This window comes from Pseudoalteromonas sp. P1-25, assembly GCF_001401805.1.
Taxonomy (GTDB): domain Bacteria; phylum Pseudomonadota; class Gammaproteobacteria; order Enterobacterales; family Alteromonadaceae; genus Pseudoalteromonas.
Genome location: NZ_LKDW01000012.1, coordinates 1 through 13,856 on the forward strand (window position 1 = coordinate 1; position 13,856 = coordinate 13,856).

The 13,856-nt window shown below is 41.7% G+C and carries 12 protein-coding genes; 8 read left to right on the plus strand and 4 right to left on the minus strand.

Annotated elements, in window-relative coordinates; all coding sequences use genetic code 11:
• The first annotated feature begins 508 nt into the window (after positions 1-508).
• Genes gpmM through AN393_RS09260 form a run of 4 tightly spaced genes read left to right on the plus strand, consistent with a single transcriptional unit; the run spans position 509 to position 5,294 of the window.
• Positions 509-2,053, plus strand: a complete 1,545-nt coding sequence (gene gpmM / locus AN393_RS09245; RefSeq protein ID WP_055017926.1) for a 2,3-bisphosphoglycerate-independent phosphoglycerate mutase — start codon at positions 509-511, stop codon at positions 2,051-2,053.
• Positions 2,054-2,056: 3 nt separating this feature from the next.
• Positions 2,057-3,196 (plus strand): murein hydrolase activator EnvC, encoded by a 1,140-nt coding sequence (locus tag AN393_RS09250; RefSeq protein WP_055017927.1) that lies wholly within the window; start codon positions 2,057-2,059, stop codon positions 3,194-3,196.
• A 36-nt stretch (positions 3,197-3,232) separates the two neighbouring features.
• Positions 3,233-4,498 carry a S41 family peptidase gene (locus AN393_RS09255; RefSeq protein WP_055014735.1) on the plus strand — a complete coding sequence of 422 codons (1,266 nt, stop codon included), beginning with the start codon at positions 3,233-3,235 and terminating at the stop codon, positions 4,496-4,498.
• Between the two features lie 40 nt (positions 4,499-4,538).
• Positions 4,539-5,294 (plus strand): divergent polysaccharide deacetylase family protein, encoded by a 756-nt coding sequence (locus tag AN393_RS09260; RefSeq protein WP_055017928.1) that lies wholly within the window; start codon positions 4,539-4,541, stop codon positions 5,292-5,294.
• 139 nt (positions 5,295-5,433) lie between these two features.
• Here AN393_RS09260 and rpoH read toward each other — a convergent pair whose 3' ends face one another.
• The 4 genes from rpoH to ftsY all read right to left on the minus strand — a co-directional run bounded on the left by rpoH (position 5,434) and on the right by ftsY (position 10,182).
• A complete protein-coding gene (gene rpoH, locus AN393_RS09265; protein WP_055014733.1) occupies positions 5,434-6,297 on the minus strand; it encodes an RNA polymerase sigma factor RpoH in 864 nt (287 codons plus the stop codon).
• A gap of 259 nt (positions 6,298-6,556) precedes the next feature.
• A complete protein-coding gene (ftsX, locus tag AN393_RS09270; protein ID WP_055014732.1) occupies positions 6,557-7,543 on the minus strand; it encodes a permease-like cell division protein FtsX in 987 nt (328 codons plus the stop codon).
• The gene (ftsE, locus tag AN393_RS09275) at positions 7,540-8,217 is read right to left on the minus strand and encodes a cell division ATP-binding protein FtsE (protein WP_055014731.1); all 678 of its coding nucleotides are present in this window, start codon (positions 8,215-8,217) and stop codon (positions 7,540-7,542) included. Before ftsE ends, ftsX begins: the two co-directional genes overlap by 4 nt.
• Before the next feature lie 75 nt (positions 8,218-8,292).
• Entirely contained in the window at positions 8,293-10,182 is a 1,890-nt protein-coding gene (ftsY, locus tag AN393_RS09280) for a signal recognition particle-docking protein FtsY (protein ID WP_055017929.1), read from the minus strand.
• A 207-nt stretch (positions 10,183-10,389) separates the two neighbouring features.
• On the opposite strand from ftsY, the gene rsmD reads away from it, so the two are divergent.
• From rsmD to dnaG, 4 genes are all read left to right on the plus strand, one after another.
• On the plus strand, positions 10,390-10,995 hold the full coding sequence (gene rsmD / locus AN393_RS09285; protein WP_055017930.1) for a 16S rRNA (guanine(966)-N(2))-methyltransferase RsmD: 606 nt from the start codon (positions 10,390-10,392) through the stop codon (positions 10,993-10,995).
• A gap of 145 nt (positions 10,996-11,140) precedes the next feature.
• A complete protein-coding gene (rpsU, locus tag AN393_RS09290) occupies positions 11,141-11,356 on the plus strand; it encodes a 30S ribosomal protein S21 (protein WP_002957797.1) in 216 nt (71 codons plus the stop codon).
• Between the two features lie 20 nt (positions 11,357-11,376).
• Positions 11,377-11,823: a GatB/YqeY domain-containing protein gene (locus AN393_RS09295; RefSeq protein ID WP_055017931.1), complete on the plus strand. Its 447-nt coding sequence runs from the start codon at positions 11,377-11,379 to the stop codon at positions 11,821-11,823.
• Positions 11,824-12,002: 179 nt separating this feature from the next.
• Positions 12,003-13,754: a DNA primase gene (gene dnaG, locus AN393_RS09300; RefSeq protein ID WP_055014728.1), complete on the plus strand. Its 1,752-nt coding sequence runs from the start codon at positions 12,003-12,005 to the stop codon at positions 13,752-13,754.
• The last annotated feature ends 102 nt before the right edge of the window (positions 13,755-13,856 follow it).

Sequence of the window (13,856 nt, forward strand, 5' to 3'; positions counted from 1 at the left end):
ATCTAGGGGCGATTAAATCGCGGCGCGAGGTTTGTAACCTAGTGGGCTAAGTAAAAACCGAGCAAAGCTTCCGCGTCCTGCTCACGCCCTTACCTACATCCATGTAGGCAACAAAGAGCTAATAGTCCCTAGAAAGAACCCAACGGGCAGCGCATGTTTGGTATTTATGCTACGTTATCGCCTATTTATGGGAAATAACCACACTTCATAGGCTCTGCCTTACCTAAAAACCAAACATACTGCTGCAAATTCAGCCACCAAAGCGCAACACGCCCTAATATTCTAGGTATTTTGTACTTTAGCCACGCAAGTATACCCAAACCAAGTTAAAATGCGAGTTTGCTGCGGTTTAAAAACACATAAAGCGCCCCATATAAAATAGTATGTAAAAATTTAATATCTTGTTTTCAGTGCTGATCCTATCGCTAAAACACGGTATGCTAAAACTAACCAGATAACCTTTCGGCGCACAGTACCCATCAACAGGTGCTAATTTTCAGGAGCGATTATGACAGAGCATAAAAAACCACTGGTATTAATGATTTTAGACGGTTGGGGTTACCGCGAAGAAGAGCAAAGTAATGCAATTCTTGCAGCAAATACCCCCGTTTTAGACAACCTATGGGCAACCCGCCCACATACATTAATTTCAGGCTCAGGATTAGATGTAGGCTTACCTGAAGGGCAAATGGGTAACTCAGAAGTAGGCCATGTAAACCTAGGTGCTGGCCGCATTGTTTATCAAGACTTTACCCGTATTACCAAAGCGATTAACGATGGCGAGTTTGACTCAACACCTGCACTTGTTGAAAACATCGACAAAGCAATAAATGCAGGTAAAGCAGTACATATTATGGGTTTATTAAGCCCAGGAGGTGTGCACAGCCATGAAGATCATATTGTCGCCAGTATTGAATTAGCAGCTAAGCGTGGTGCAAAAGAAGTGTACTTCCATGGTTTTTTAGATGGCCGTGATACACCACCGCGCAGCGCTAAAGCCTCAATAGAACGTATAGAAGCCCTATTCGCCGATCTAAATTGTGGGCGCTTAGCATCGTTAGTGGGTCGCTATTACGCAATGGACAGAGACAACCGTTGGGACCGCGTAGAAAAAGCCTATAATGTAATGACACTAGGTGAAGGCGAGTTTAACTATGCTGATGGCGTATCGGCATTAGAAGCCGCTTATGAGCGCGACGAAAATGATGAGTTTGTAGCACCAACCACAATCACACCACAAGGTACTGAAGCTGCACAAATTAATGACGGTGACACCGTTATTTTTGCTAACTTTAGAGCCGACCGAGCCCGTGAAATTACCCGCGCTTTTGTAGAGCCTGACTTTGACGGGTTTGAAAAGAAAAAATCACCCCAGCTTAGCGCTTTTGTAATGATGACAGAATATGCAGCCGATATTAATGCCCCTGTCGCATTTGGTCCTACACCACTTGTAAACGTATTAGGCGAATGGCTTGAAAAGAATGGTAAAACGCAACTGCGAATATCGGAAACAGAAAAATACGCTCACGTTACTTTTTTCTTTAGTGGCGGACGCGAAGATGAATTTGAAGGCGAATCGCGTGAATTAATTCCTTCTCCACAGGTTGCAACTTACGACCTACAGCCAGAAATGAACTCAGAAATGTTAACCGATAAACTTATTGAAGCCATTAAAAGCGGTAAGTTTGATGCCATTATTTGTAATTACCCGAATGGCGATATGGTTGGCCACTCTGGCGTATTCGAAGCAGCCGTTAAAGCCTGTGAAGCCGTGGATGCTTGTATAGGTCGAGTAGTAGAGGCGCTAGATGAGTTTGGCGGTGAAGCGCTAATAACGGCCGATCACGGTAATGCTGAGCAAATGGCCAGCCCTACAACTGGGCAAGCACATACAGCACACACCAGCGAACCTGTGCCGTTTATTTATGTAGGACGCGATGCAACACCAAGTGAAGGTAAAGCATTAAGTGATGTTGCCCCTACCATGCTACATCTTATGGGTATGGAGCAACCAAGCGAAATGACTGGCACACCAATCATGACGTTGAAATAACACATGAACAAGCCAGTCAATTGGTTTAGTGTTTATACCTTGGTATTGGTTTCGTTAGTGGTTGCACCTGCATCCGCTAACGAAAACCGCACTAAAAAAGACCTATCCGAAGTGCAATCTGCCTTAGAACAAAGCCAAGCAGAATTTAAAGCACAACAAAAGAAAATTGCTGCACTGCAAAAAAACTTAAAAAAATACGAGCTAGAAATAGCTAAAAATGCCAAAGCCCTCAATATGGCTGAGCAATCGGTAAAAGAGACAGAGCAAAAACAACAAATACAGCAACAAAAAGCACAGCAATTAAAATCCCAGCAGGCAAAATTTCAAGCCGTTTTAGCTGCCCAACTAAAAAGTGCTTACATGGCTGGGGGCGACGACTATCCCAAAATGCTGTTAAACCAGCAAGACACAGCTAAATTTGAGCGTACCTTAAGCTATTACAACTATTTAAATAAAGCACGTATAGAGCAAATTGAAGAGCTTAAAGTACTGCAACAACACATTGCAGATAACCAAGCTGCGCTTGAAAAAACCAAACAAAAGTTAGCCGCTTTATTTGAAGAACAAAAAAGGCGCCAAAATGCGCTAGTAAACGCCCAAAGCGAGCGCCAAACTAATCTTAAAAACCTACAAGCACAGCTCAACAACACCAAAAGCTCGATTAATTACTTAAAAGATAACGAACAAACTTTAATCTCTACTATCAAAGAGCTTGAGCAAGAAAAAAGCCAAAAAATTGAATTACTTGGCCTTAATAAAAGTAAGGGCAAGCTTAATTGGCCCAGCAAAGGAAAGCTAAAGCACACCTTTGGCCAACGTAAACATGGCGGTATAGACTGGAAAGGCGTATTAATCGGCGCCAAAGAAGGCACCAATGTCAACAGTATTAACAATGGCCAAGTTGTATTTGCTGATTGGCTAAAAGGTTTTGGCTGGGTAATTGTGGTTGATCACGGCGAAGGCTTTATGAGCCTGTATGGCCATGCACAAACTTTACTAAAGGATGTAGGCGATATGGTCCGCGAAGGCGAAACACTCGCTTTAGTGGGTCAAAGCGGCGGGCAGTCGAGTTCTGGTCTATACTTTGAAATACGCCACAAAGGACGCGCAGTAAATCCTGTTAAATGGTGCAGACGTATTTAAGTGAATAAAGCAGCTGCACCGCATTAGGAGCAGCTGATGACTCATAAAATACTACAAATCCGATTATTTCCCGCTTCTTGTACGCGCTATTCGTTTTTACTGTGTTCACTTGCCTTTATTGCTTTTTTTTGCTTTAGCAATCCGTTACTTGCTGGCTCAGTTAAAGACCTCAAAAGCCAGCAAATTTCTGAAATACTCTTTAATATTAAAGCCTATTATGTTGATGACCTATCGCTTACAAAAAGTGCGGAGGATGCCTTCAATAATCAACAGGTAGAGATGTTATTAAACCAGCTGGACCCTTACTCCAAATACCTTAATGAAAATGACTTAGACGCCTTATTTAACAATACAAATGGTCAATACACCGGCGTGGGCATAGAAGTAAAAGAGGTTGATGATAACATTACTGTTGTGGGGGTGGTTAAAAACTCCCCAGCCAAAAAAGCGGGTATTTTAGCAGGTGATATTATAGTTAATGTAAATGGTACAAGCACACTAACACGCAGTTTAGAGCAAGTGGCTTCGCTCATAAAAGATGATAGTTTCAGTACTGTTAAACTAACTATAAAGCGTGCGCAGTACAAAAAAACGCTAAGCTTTACAGTCGACCGCAGAGAAATAAATTTAGAAAGCGCCTCTAGCCAATTACTCGATTCGGGCACTGGTTATTTAGCTATTAATAACTTTTCTAATCACACCTTACACGAAGTGGCGCTACAGGTAGCTGCACTTAAAAATGATTATCGCACACCACTTAAAGGGTTAGTGATTGATCTACGCGACAACCCCGGTGGTACTTTACAAAGCGCAGTGGCAGTAGCGGATTTATTTTTACAAAGCGGCACTATAGTCACCACTAAAGGGCGTTATTATGATGCTAACCAAGCTTACTACGCTAAACGGGGCGACATACTCAAAGGTATACCTATTGTGGTACTTATTAATGAAAACTCAGCGTCTGCTGCTGAGATACTTGCTGCAGCTTTAAAAGACAACAAGCGCGCTAAAGTGGTTGGTAATCAGTCTTATGGCAAAGGCTCAGTGCAATCCTTAATACCACTTGGTGATGGCAACACGGCACTAAAATTAACAACCGCCAAATACTTTACACCTGCGGGCATATCAATTGAAGGCGTGGGAGTCACGCCAGATGTAGCAATTGCGCAAGCAACCCTTCCACAATCAAATAAAGCCGTTATAATAAAAAATAAACAGAACAAAAATGCACCACAGTTTGAACATGAAATACTGGGCGACTTGCAGTTAGTAAAAGCTAAACAATTACTTAGTATGCAATAGTAAATCTCAATAAACTAAAAAGATAATAAAAACTATAAACGTGAAAATAATAAAATGGCTGCTGTTGGCTACCTGCTTTATATCTAGCACTGCTTGGGCAAAGCAAATAGCCATCGTAATTGATGATATTGGCTATCATCAGCGAGATTTAGAATTTCTTACCTTACCTGGGCAATTGTCATATTCAATTTTGCCCCACACCCCCTACTCTCAAATTTTTGCAAGCCTTGCTAGCCAAGCAAATAAAGAGCTGTTATTACATGTACCCATGCAAGCCTTAAACGGTAAAGCACTCGGCCCTGGCGGGCTCACAGTTAATATGGATAAAGAACAGCTACAAAAAACCTTAGGCACGGCACTAGCCAGCCTACCCCAAGTAAAAGGGGTCAATAATCATATGGGTTCGGCGCTAACTCAGCACAGCCAAGCCATGAAGTGGACTATGGAAGTACTAAAAAAACGTAATTTATTCTTTTTAGATAGCCGCACTACCGACCTAAGTCAGGCACAAAATGCAGCAAATTTTATCGGGGTTGAAAATATTGGCCGCCATGTGTTTTTAGACAATATAACAACGCATGACCAGCTACAGCTGAGATTAGATGAACTAAAACACAAAGCAACAAAGCACCACTTTGCTATTGCCATTGCTCATCCGTACCCTGAAACCATCGACTTTTTACGTCAAGCCCTGCCTAAGCTCACTCAGCAGGGTTTTGAGTTAGTGCCGGTATCGCAGTTAGTACACAAAAAGTATATTCAATTAGCCCAAGGTAAAGGGATTAACGCCAGGTAGCTGTGGGTGGTATTTTAAATATATTTAAGCCATACAACCAAGCTGATAAAACAATAAAATTGATTGAAATACTTACAGCCACAAAGCAAAAGCCCCGCAGATAATGCAGGGCTTTTTAAAATTTACTATTTTTGCGCTATTAGCTCATAGCACTTTGCAGCTTTTTCATTGCTGTTTTTTCAAGCTGGCGAACACGTTCAGCTGACACACTGTATTTTTCAGCAAGTTCTTGTAGTGTTGCCTTGTCATCAGACAACCAGCGTGCACTAACAATGTCTTGCGAGCGTTCATCTAGCGTTTTAAGCGCGCTGAACAAGCGTGTATGAGATTGCTCTTGCCATTGTTGCTGCTCAATATCGTCAGCTAAATCAGTTGAACCATCTGTTAAGTATTGCACTGGTGAATACGTGCTTGTAGGCGCGTCATCGTTGTCGTCGCCCGTTAAGTCAAAGCCCATGTCTTGGCCGCTCATGCGCGATTCCATTTCACGAACTTCTTTTTCACTCACACCTAGCTCATTGGCTACAGTGCTTACTTCAGCTTGGTTAAACCAACCTAAACGTTTTTTGTTTTTACGAAGATTGAAAAACAATTTACGTTGCGCTTTAGTGGTCGCTACTTTTACGATGCGCCAATTTTTAAGCACAAACTCATGAATCTCTGCTTTAATCCAATGAACAGCAAACGACACTAAACGTACGCCCACACTAGGGTTGAAACGCTTAACCGCTTTCATCAGGCCTATGTTGCCCTCTTGGATTAAGTCTGCTTGTGGTAAACCATAACCCGAGTAGCTTTTAGCAATATGTGCTACAAAGCGTAAATGCGACATAATGAGTTGCTTTGCAGCACTAAGATCGCCTTCTTCTTGAAGTCGTGTTGCTAGCTCTTTCTCTTGCTCAGCTTTAAGCATAGGAATAGTACTAACCGCTTGAAGGTAGCCGTCCATACTTGCGCTTTGTTGCCCAACTGTAAGTGCCATTGCGTATAAATCTTTACTCATTTTTCACCTCGGTGATAAACATTTGAAACCATCTTAGCACTCTTTCTCTAAGAGTGCTAACCCCAATTTAAAACTTTTTTTAAGCGTAAATCAAGCGGTTTTTTAGTGTATGTTAAGTCTACTACATGCGACTGAATAAGTGATGAACTAAGGGATTGCAGAGATTAGCGTAAACATAACAGCACATTTACAACTAATCTCTTTTAAGGATAATAATATACAAAAATGACAATTTTGAGTCAGCCATTAGCAGGCGTTGTTATACTTTGTCTGGCTCAATCTCTTTAATATACCGGTTAACTGATAAATAAGAACCGACAAAGCCTAAGCTGGTTGCTAATAATACCAATGCTCCAAACTCATTAAGTGTTAACCCAATTAACGAAAAACTTGTTTGATACACGCCAGCAACACTACTTACTGCACTTGTTAACCACCACATCATTAGGGCAATACAAATAAAGGCAAATAAACCACCTATTACACCATACCAAATACCCGTCCATAAAAATGGGGCATGTATAAACGTATTGGTAGCCCCTACCAACTTCATTACCTGTATTTCTTCTTTTTTATCCATAATAGATAAACGAATCGTGTTACCAATTATAAGGGTGACAGAGGTAAGAAGTAACAGCGCAATTGTTATAACACTTTCTTTCAATAAGTCTAACAAAGCATTCAGGCGCTCAAGCCATGCAATATCAAGCTTACCAAAATCTACCTCTCGCTCGTTTTCAAGTTTTGTAAGCAGTGCTTTAGCTGCATTGGGCTGGCGATGTCGTTTAGTAGGTGTAACCAATACAACATCGGGAAGTGGATTGCTATCTAGGTATTCTAAAGCTTGCCCAAACCCCGACACGTCTTTAAATTCAGTTAGCGCTTGTTGCTTAGAAATAAATTCAACACTGTCCACCTCGGCGTAAAGTGCTAAACGCTTTACTAAGGTTTGTGTTTCTTGCTCACTCATGCTTTCTTTTACAAAAAGTGATATTTCGCTAGCTTCTTCAAACCCGCTACTGACTTGCTGTACATTTTTTACAACTAAATACAGGGTTGCAGGTAATGTTAAACTTAGGCCAAGTACAGCAATTGTCATTAATGATGCAAGTGGTGTACGCCACATTTCACCTAAACTGTGTACGCCTTGGCGAAAAATATTAATAATAAAAAAATAACCGCCTGCAATCGCTGATTTTTTTTGTTTATCGTTGGAGTTTTGTCGCCCTTTAAATAACAAGCTCACAGTGCTACCTCCGCAAGTGGGTCTTCAAGCATACGGCCATCTTTTAAAGTCAGACTACGGTATTTCAAACGAGAAACAAGACCAAGATCGTGCGTTGCTATAAGTACGGTGGTACCGTGTTTATTAAAATCTTCAAACAGCCTTAATATTTCCATAGATAATTCTGGGTCAAGGTTACCCGTTGGTTCGTCAGCTAATAAAATAGGCGGAGAATTTACAATCGCCCTGGCAATACCTACCCGCTGCTGCTCACCACCTGAGAGCGTAGAAGGATGGCATTTCACTTTATCTAATAGCCCGACTTTATCTAACGCCCCATGTACCCGCTTAGCAATATACTTATGGTGTGTACCTTCAATGATCAACGGCAATGCAACGTTATCAAAAACGGTGTAGCGTTCTAACAAACGATGATTTTGAAAAATAATTCCAATATCGCGGCGCGCATAAGGAATTTGCCGAGAATTTACTTTATTTAAATCAACACCGTTAATTGAAACGCTTCCAGCAGAAGGGCGTTCCATCAAGCTAATGAGCTTTAATAAGGTGCTTTTACCCGCACCACTGTGACCTGTTAAAAAGGCCAGTTCGCCAGGCTTAATATGAAATGTAACTTTTTCGAGAGCACGATGTCCCCCCGGATAGGTTTTACTTACTTGCTGAAAATTTATCATTTTTATTATGCCAGTCCCAAATTTGTAAAATGGAATTCCTTGCAATTAAAAAGGGAGTAAGCTCCCTTTTATTTATTAAACGTCGTCCTCATCTTGGCTAAATAAAGCATCAATAAAGTCATCGCTTTTAAATGCGCGCAAATCATCAATACCTTCACCCACACCAATGTAACGAATAGGAATATTAAACTTGTCTGCAACAGCAAATATAACCCCACCTTTAGCTGTACCATCAAGTTTTGAAAGGGTAATACCGGTTAAACCAACACACTGATTAAATAGGTTGACTTGGCTGATTGCATTTTGACCTGTACCAGCATCAATAGTTAGCATAACTTCATGCGGCGCATCAGGGTCAATTTTCTTCATTACGCGGGCTATTTTTTCAAGCTCTTGCATAAGGTTATCTTTATTTTGCAACCGCCCTGCTGTATCAGCGATTAACACATCAACATTGCGTGCTTTAGCGGCTTGAAATGCGTCAAACACTACTGAAGCACTATCTGCGCCAGTATGCTGGGCAATCACAGGAATGCTGTTACGCTCTCCCCACACTTGCAGCTGCTCTACTGCTGCTGCACGGAACGTATCACCTGCGGCCAACATAACTGACTTACCTTCATTTTGAAACTGCTTAGCCAACTTACCAATAGTGGTTGTTTTACCTACGCCGTTTACCCCTACCATTAATATAACAAATGGTTTTTTATCTGTGTTTACAACAAGCGGTTGCTCTGCTGTTTTAAGCATGGTGGCCATTTCTTGCTTCATAAGCTCATAAAGCGCATCGCCATCTTTAAGCTGTTTTCGATCGGCGGCATCAGTTAGGCTATCAATCAGCTTCATGGTGGTATCAACACCTAAGTCGGCGGTAAGAAGCTGTGTTTCTAGATCTTCAAATAGATCGTCATCTATTTTTTTACCACTAAAAATAGAGGCAAAGCCAGAGCCTATATTTACACGGGTTTTTAATAGCCCTTTTTTAAGACGTGAAAAAAATCCCTCTTTTTTAGGCTTTTCAGCAAGTTTAGCCTCTTCTTTTGCAAGCTCTGCCGTAATACGTTCTTGCTCTATACGCTCAGCCTCTGCTTGCTCTGCTGCAATACGTTCATGCTCCAAACGTTCAGCTTCGGCCTCTGCAGCAATACGCGCTTGCTCTAAGCACTCCGCCTCTGCTTGCTCTGCTGCAATACGTTCTTGCTCTAAACGCTCAGCTTCTGCTTGTTCTGCTGCAATACGTTCTTGCTCTAAACGCTCAACTTCGGCCTCTGCAGCTATACGCTCTTGCTCTAAGCGCTCAGCCTTTGCTTGTTCTGCAGCAATACGTTCTTGCTCTAAGCGCTCAGCTTCTGCTTGTTCTGCTGCAATACGTTCTTGCTCTGCACGTTCAGCTTCTGCCTGTTCTTGTGCAATACGCTGTTGTTCTAGGCGTTCAGCTTCTACCTGCTCTGCAGCTATACGTTCTTGCTCTAAACGCATTTGCGCTTCTTGCTCTGCTAAACGAGCTTCTTGGGCTTGTTGTTGCGCCTGTGCTTCAGCTTGCTCTTTGGCAAGTAACTCAGCGTTGGCTTTTTCAATTGCTAATTTTTCATCTTGCTCAGCTTGCTCGCGCTCTTGGTTTAGACGTTGCTGCTCTGCGCGCTGAGCAGCTACACGCTCTTGCTCTAAGCGCATTTGCGCTTCTTGCTCTGCTAAACGTGCAGCGTGTGCTTGTTGTTGCGCCTGTGCCTCAGCTTGCTCTTTTGCAAGCAACTCAGCGTTCGCTTTTTCAATAGCCAAACGCTCTTCTTGGGCTTTTTCAGCAGCGATACGCGCTTGTTCTTCACGCTCTGCCTCGGCCTTTTCTGCCGCTAAGCGCTCAGCTTCTTGTTGCTGAGCTAATGCCTGTTGTTTATCAGCTTCTGCTTGTTTTTTATCTGACTTACCAAAACCGAGCCAAGACATGAATTTACTTTTTTTTGCCATACTTGCTAATAACCACTTATAAAAATCTGATAAACTAAAATTTGAAATAGCTTGGTGTGGCTCAGCAACACGTGCCGGCCAATCAACCGTTCAAAACGTAAGTGCTAAATAGTAACACTTTTAATGCGGTTGAAAAATGAAGCTAAACGTAAACTACGTACAATATTATCTGAGCTAGATCCCATATACCATTTTTTAGTGACCTAAATGAGAAAAAAAGCAGCGAAAAATAAAGCAATTAGCAAATCTACTGACGGCTTTATTAGAGTAATTAGCGGGCAGTTTCGTGGCCGTAAACTACCGGTAAAAAATGTAGAAGGGCTTCGCCCAACAACAGACCGTATTAAAGAAACCGTGTTTAATTGGTTAATGCAAGATACACGCGATGCAACTGTGTTAGACTGCTATGCAGGCTCAGGCGGATTAGGCTTTGAAGCATTGTCTCGATTTGCTAAAAACACGACTTTTATCGAATTAGACGCATTAGCTGCGAAGCAAATTGAACAAAACATTTGCACATTAGACCTTAACAACGCTCAGGTAGTACAAACCAACTCGCTCTCATATTTAGCGCAAAAGAACATAAATCAACCATTCGATTTAGTTTTTGTTGACCCACCATTTCGTAAAAATTTAGCGCAAAGTAGCTGTGATTTATTAGAAAATAACCAATGGCTTAGTCAAGATGCACTTATTTATGTTGAGGTAGAAATAGAGCTAAGCAACTTTTCACCCCCAAATAACTGGTTGTTAATAAAAGAAAAAAAAGCTGGGCAAGTGTTCTGCCGGTTATACCAACGCCAGTCAAATTAACAGTATTTAAGCCGCTGCATTTCTGTTAATATTATCCTTTACATATGGTGCTGCTTCGGATTACAATACCGCACCATTTTTGAACCACTTGATCAATGTTTGATCAACTTGAGCAACGCTCATAATTTAGGTAGGTGAATTTTTAATGCCAGTAATTAAAGTAAGAGAGAACGAACCGTTTGACGTAGCACTTCGTCGCTTCAAGCGTTCATGTGAAAAAGCAGGTATCCTTTCAGAAGTTCGTCGTCGCGAGCACTATGAAAAGCCAACAGCTGAGCGTAAGCGTAAAAAAGCTGCAGCGGTTAAGCGTCACATGAAGAAGCTTTCTCGCGATAACGCACGTCGCGTTAAATTATACTAATCGTATTTGGTCTTGTATAAATGAGCCTTTTAATAACGCTAAAAGATGCGCAAAAAGATGCGATGAGAGCAAAAGACAAACAACGTCTTAACCCTATTCGCATGGTGCTTGCCGCAATTAAGCAACGTGAAATTGACGAGCAAATAACACTCGACGACGCAGGTATTACCTCCGTTATAGTGAAGCTTGTTAAACAACGTCGTGACTCTTACACTCAGTACAAAGATGCTGGGCGTGAAGATTTAGCCGAAATTGAAGCCAATGAGATCGCAGCACTAGAAACTTTTTTACCTCAACAACTGAGTGAAGAAGAAATTGTTGCCCTTATTGATGCGGCTATTGCTGATACTAATGCAGCAGGTATGCAAGACATGGGTAAAGTAATGGGCATAATCAAAAGCAAAGCCGAAGGACGTGCCGATATGGGCAAGCTTTCTGGTTTAATTAAGCACCGATTAACAGCCTAATACCCCCACATACATAAAGTATGATTCAAGTAAACCGAGCCCTGTGCTCGGTTTCTTCGTTTATAGAGCTAGCACTCATTTTAGAGTGAGCAATACTTTAAACACACTATACCTCTTTTATAAATGCACGCATTGTGTTGAAATTACACCTCACCAATTGTTAGGACTACTTACAAAACATGGCTGGAAAGATCCCACGAAATTTTATTGACGATTTACTCGCCAGAACAGATATTGTAGAGCTAATAGACTCTAAGGTTGGTCTTAAAAAAGCAGGCAAAGACTACCAAGCTTGCTGCCCTTTCCATAACGAGAAGTCTCCCTCGTTTACTGTTTCTCAAGATAAACAGTTTTACCACTGCTTTGGCTGTGGTGCTAATGGCAATGCTATTTCGTTTGTTATGGAGTACGACAAGCTTGAGTTTGTTGATGCCATAGAAGAGCTCGCTAGCCTTTTAAATTTAGATGTGCCTCGAGAGAATGGCAACAGCTCAGCCCCAGAGCGCACGGCAGCACAAAAACGCTCAGACTACGATTTAATGTTACACGCAGCACGCTTTTACCAGCACCAATTAAAGCACCATAGCAACTCTGCTACGGTAATTGATTACGTAAAAGGACGTGGTTTAAGCGGCGAAACAGTTAAAAAGTTTATGATTGGTTATGCGCCGAGCGAATGGGAAGCGCTTTGCCAGCAACTTGGCCGAACAAAAGAACAAAAAGAGCAATTAGTTGAGCTTAAGCTTGCCTCTGAAAAGACACCAGGCAGGCAGTTTGATTTTTTCCGCGACCGTTTAATGTTTCCTATTCGTGATAAACGTGGCCGTGTTATCGCCTTTGGTGGGCGTGTTATGCAAGCCGACCAAGGGCCAAAATACCTAAACTCACCAGAGACCCGTATTTTTCATAAGGGTTTTGAGCTCTATGGTCTTTATGAGGCAAAACAAGCGCATAAAAAACTTGAACATGTACTCATTGTAGAAGGTTACATGGATGTAGTTGCGCTTGCTGAGCAAGGAATAGAATACGCAGTGGCAGCTCTTGGTACAGCTACGACAAGCGAGCATATGCATACGCTATTTAGGACCACCGACAAGGTTATTTGTTGTTACGATGGTGACCGAGCGGGCCGCGATGCAGCTTGGCGAGCACTTGAAAACGCCTTGCCCTATTTAAACGATGGCAAAGCCCTGCATTTTGTATTTTTACCCGATGGCGAAGACCCAGATTCACTAGTACAACAAGAAGGTAAAACACAGTTTGAGCAACGCTTAAGCCAAGCAGATGACTTCACTAAAGTGCTGTTTAATAAACTTAGCCAAGAAGTAGACCTAACACTCGACTCTGGGAAAGCTAAATTATTGAGTGCTGCATTGCCGTTAATTGAAAAAATTCCGAGTGAATTTTACCAAGAGAATATTTTAGAGCAATTAGGTCGTTTAATTGGCCGTACGCGTGAGCAATTAAACAGCCGATTAAAAACCCCTAAACAGCAACAAGCGGTTGAGCGTAAATTTAAAATTACCCCTATGCGACAGGCTATTGGTATTTTAATTCAGCACCCACAGTTAGCTAAAAGTGTGCCTTACTTACCAGAGCTTGCTCAAATGAACATAGCCGGCATAGGTTTGCTACTGCGCTTACAAGAGCGCGCACTGCAAAAAGATAATGCAAACACAGCAGTTTTACTCGAATCATTTAGAGATTCCGAGGATTACGAACCGCTAGTAAAGCTTGCCACATGGCAGCACCAAATTAGTGATGAGCGTTTAGAGACTGTTTTTCAAAATACTTTTAAATTTATTGAAGATCAGTGTTTAAATTATCGACTAGAGACCCTATTAATAAAGGACAAGACACAGGGCTTATCAAGTGATGAAAAACTCGAATGTCATTTACTTATGACAGCGCTAAAAGCGAGTAACGGCTAGTCAGACTTGATTTAAACTGTTATACTGTGCTATTCACTGCGTCACATTATTAAAGTTAGTTAAAGGCTAATTCTATGATGACGCCTGTTGTATCAACTTATC

Excerpts from the sequence above, each read along its gene's own strand:
- ftsE (WP_055014731.1), bottom strand. The coding sequence starts at position 8,217 with ATGATAAATTTTCAGCAAGTAAGTAAAACCTATCCGGGGGGACATCGT.
- ftsY (WP_055017929.1), bottom strand. The coding sequence starts at position 10,182 with ATGGCAAAAAAAAGTAAATTCATGTCTTGGCTCGGTTTTGGTAAGTCA.
- gpmM (WP_055017926.1), top strand. The coding sequence starts at position 509 with ATGACAGAGCATAAAAAACCACTGGTATTAATGATTTTAGACGGTTGG.
- dnaG (WP_055014728.1), top strand. The coding sequence starts at position 12,003 with ATGGCTGGAAAGATCCCACGAAATTTTATTGACGATTTACTCGCCAGA.
- rpoH (WP_055014733.1), bottom strand. The coding sequence starts at position 6,297 with ATGAGTAAAGATTTATACGCAATGGCACTTACAGTTGGGCAACAAAGC.
- rsmD (WP_055017930.1), top strand. The coding sequence starts at position 10,390 with ATGAGAAAAAAAGCAGCGAAAAATAAAGCAATTAGCAAATCTACTGAC.
- AN393_RS09255 (WP_055014735.1), top strand. The coding sequence starts at position 3,233 with ATGACTCATAAAATACTACAAATCCGATTATTTCCCGCTTCTTGTACG.
- AN393_RS09295 (WP_055017931.1), top strand. The coding sequence starts at position 11,377 with ATGAGCCTTTTAATAACGCTAAAAGATGCGCAAAAAGATGCGATGAGA.
- rpsU (WP_002957797.1), top strand. The coding sequence starts at position 11,141 with ATGCCAGTAATTAAAGTAAGAGAGAACGAACCGTTTGACGTAGCACTT.
- AN393_RS09250 (WP_055017927.1), top strand. The coding sequence starts at position 2,057 with ATGAACAAGCCAGTCAATTGGTTTAGTGTTTATACCTTGGTATTGGTT.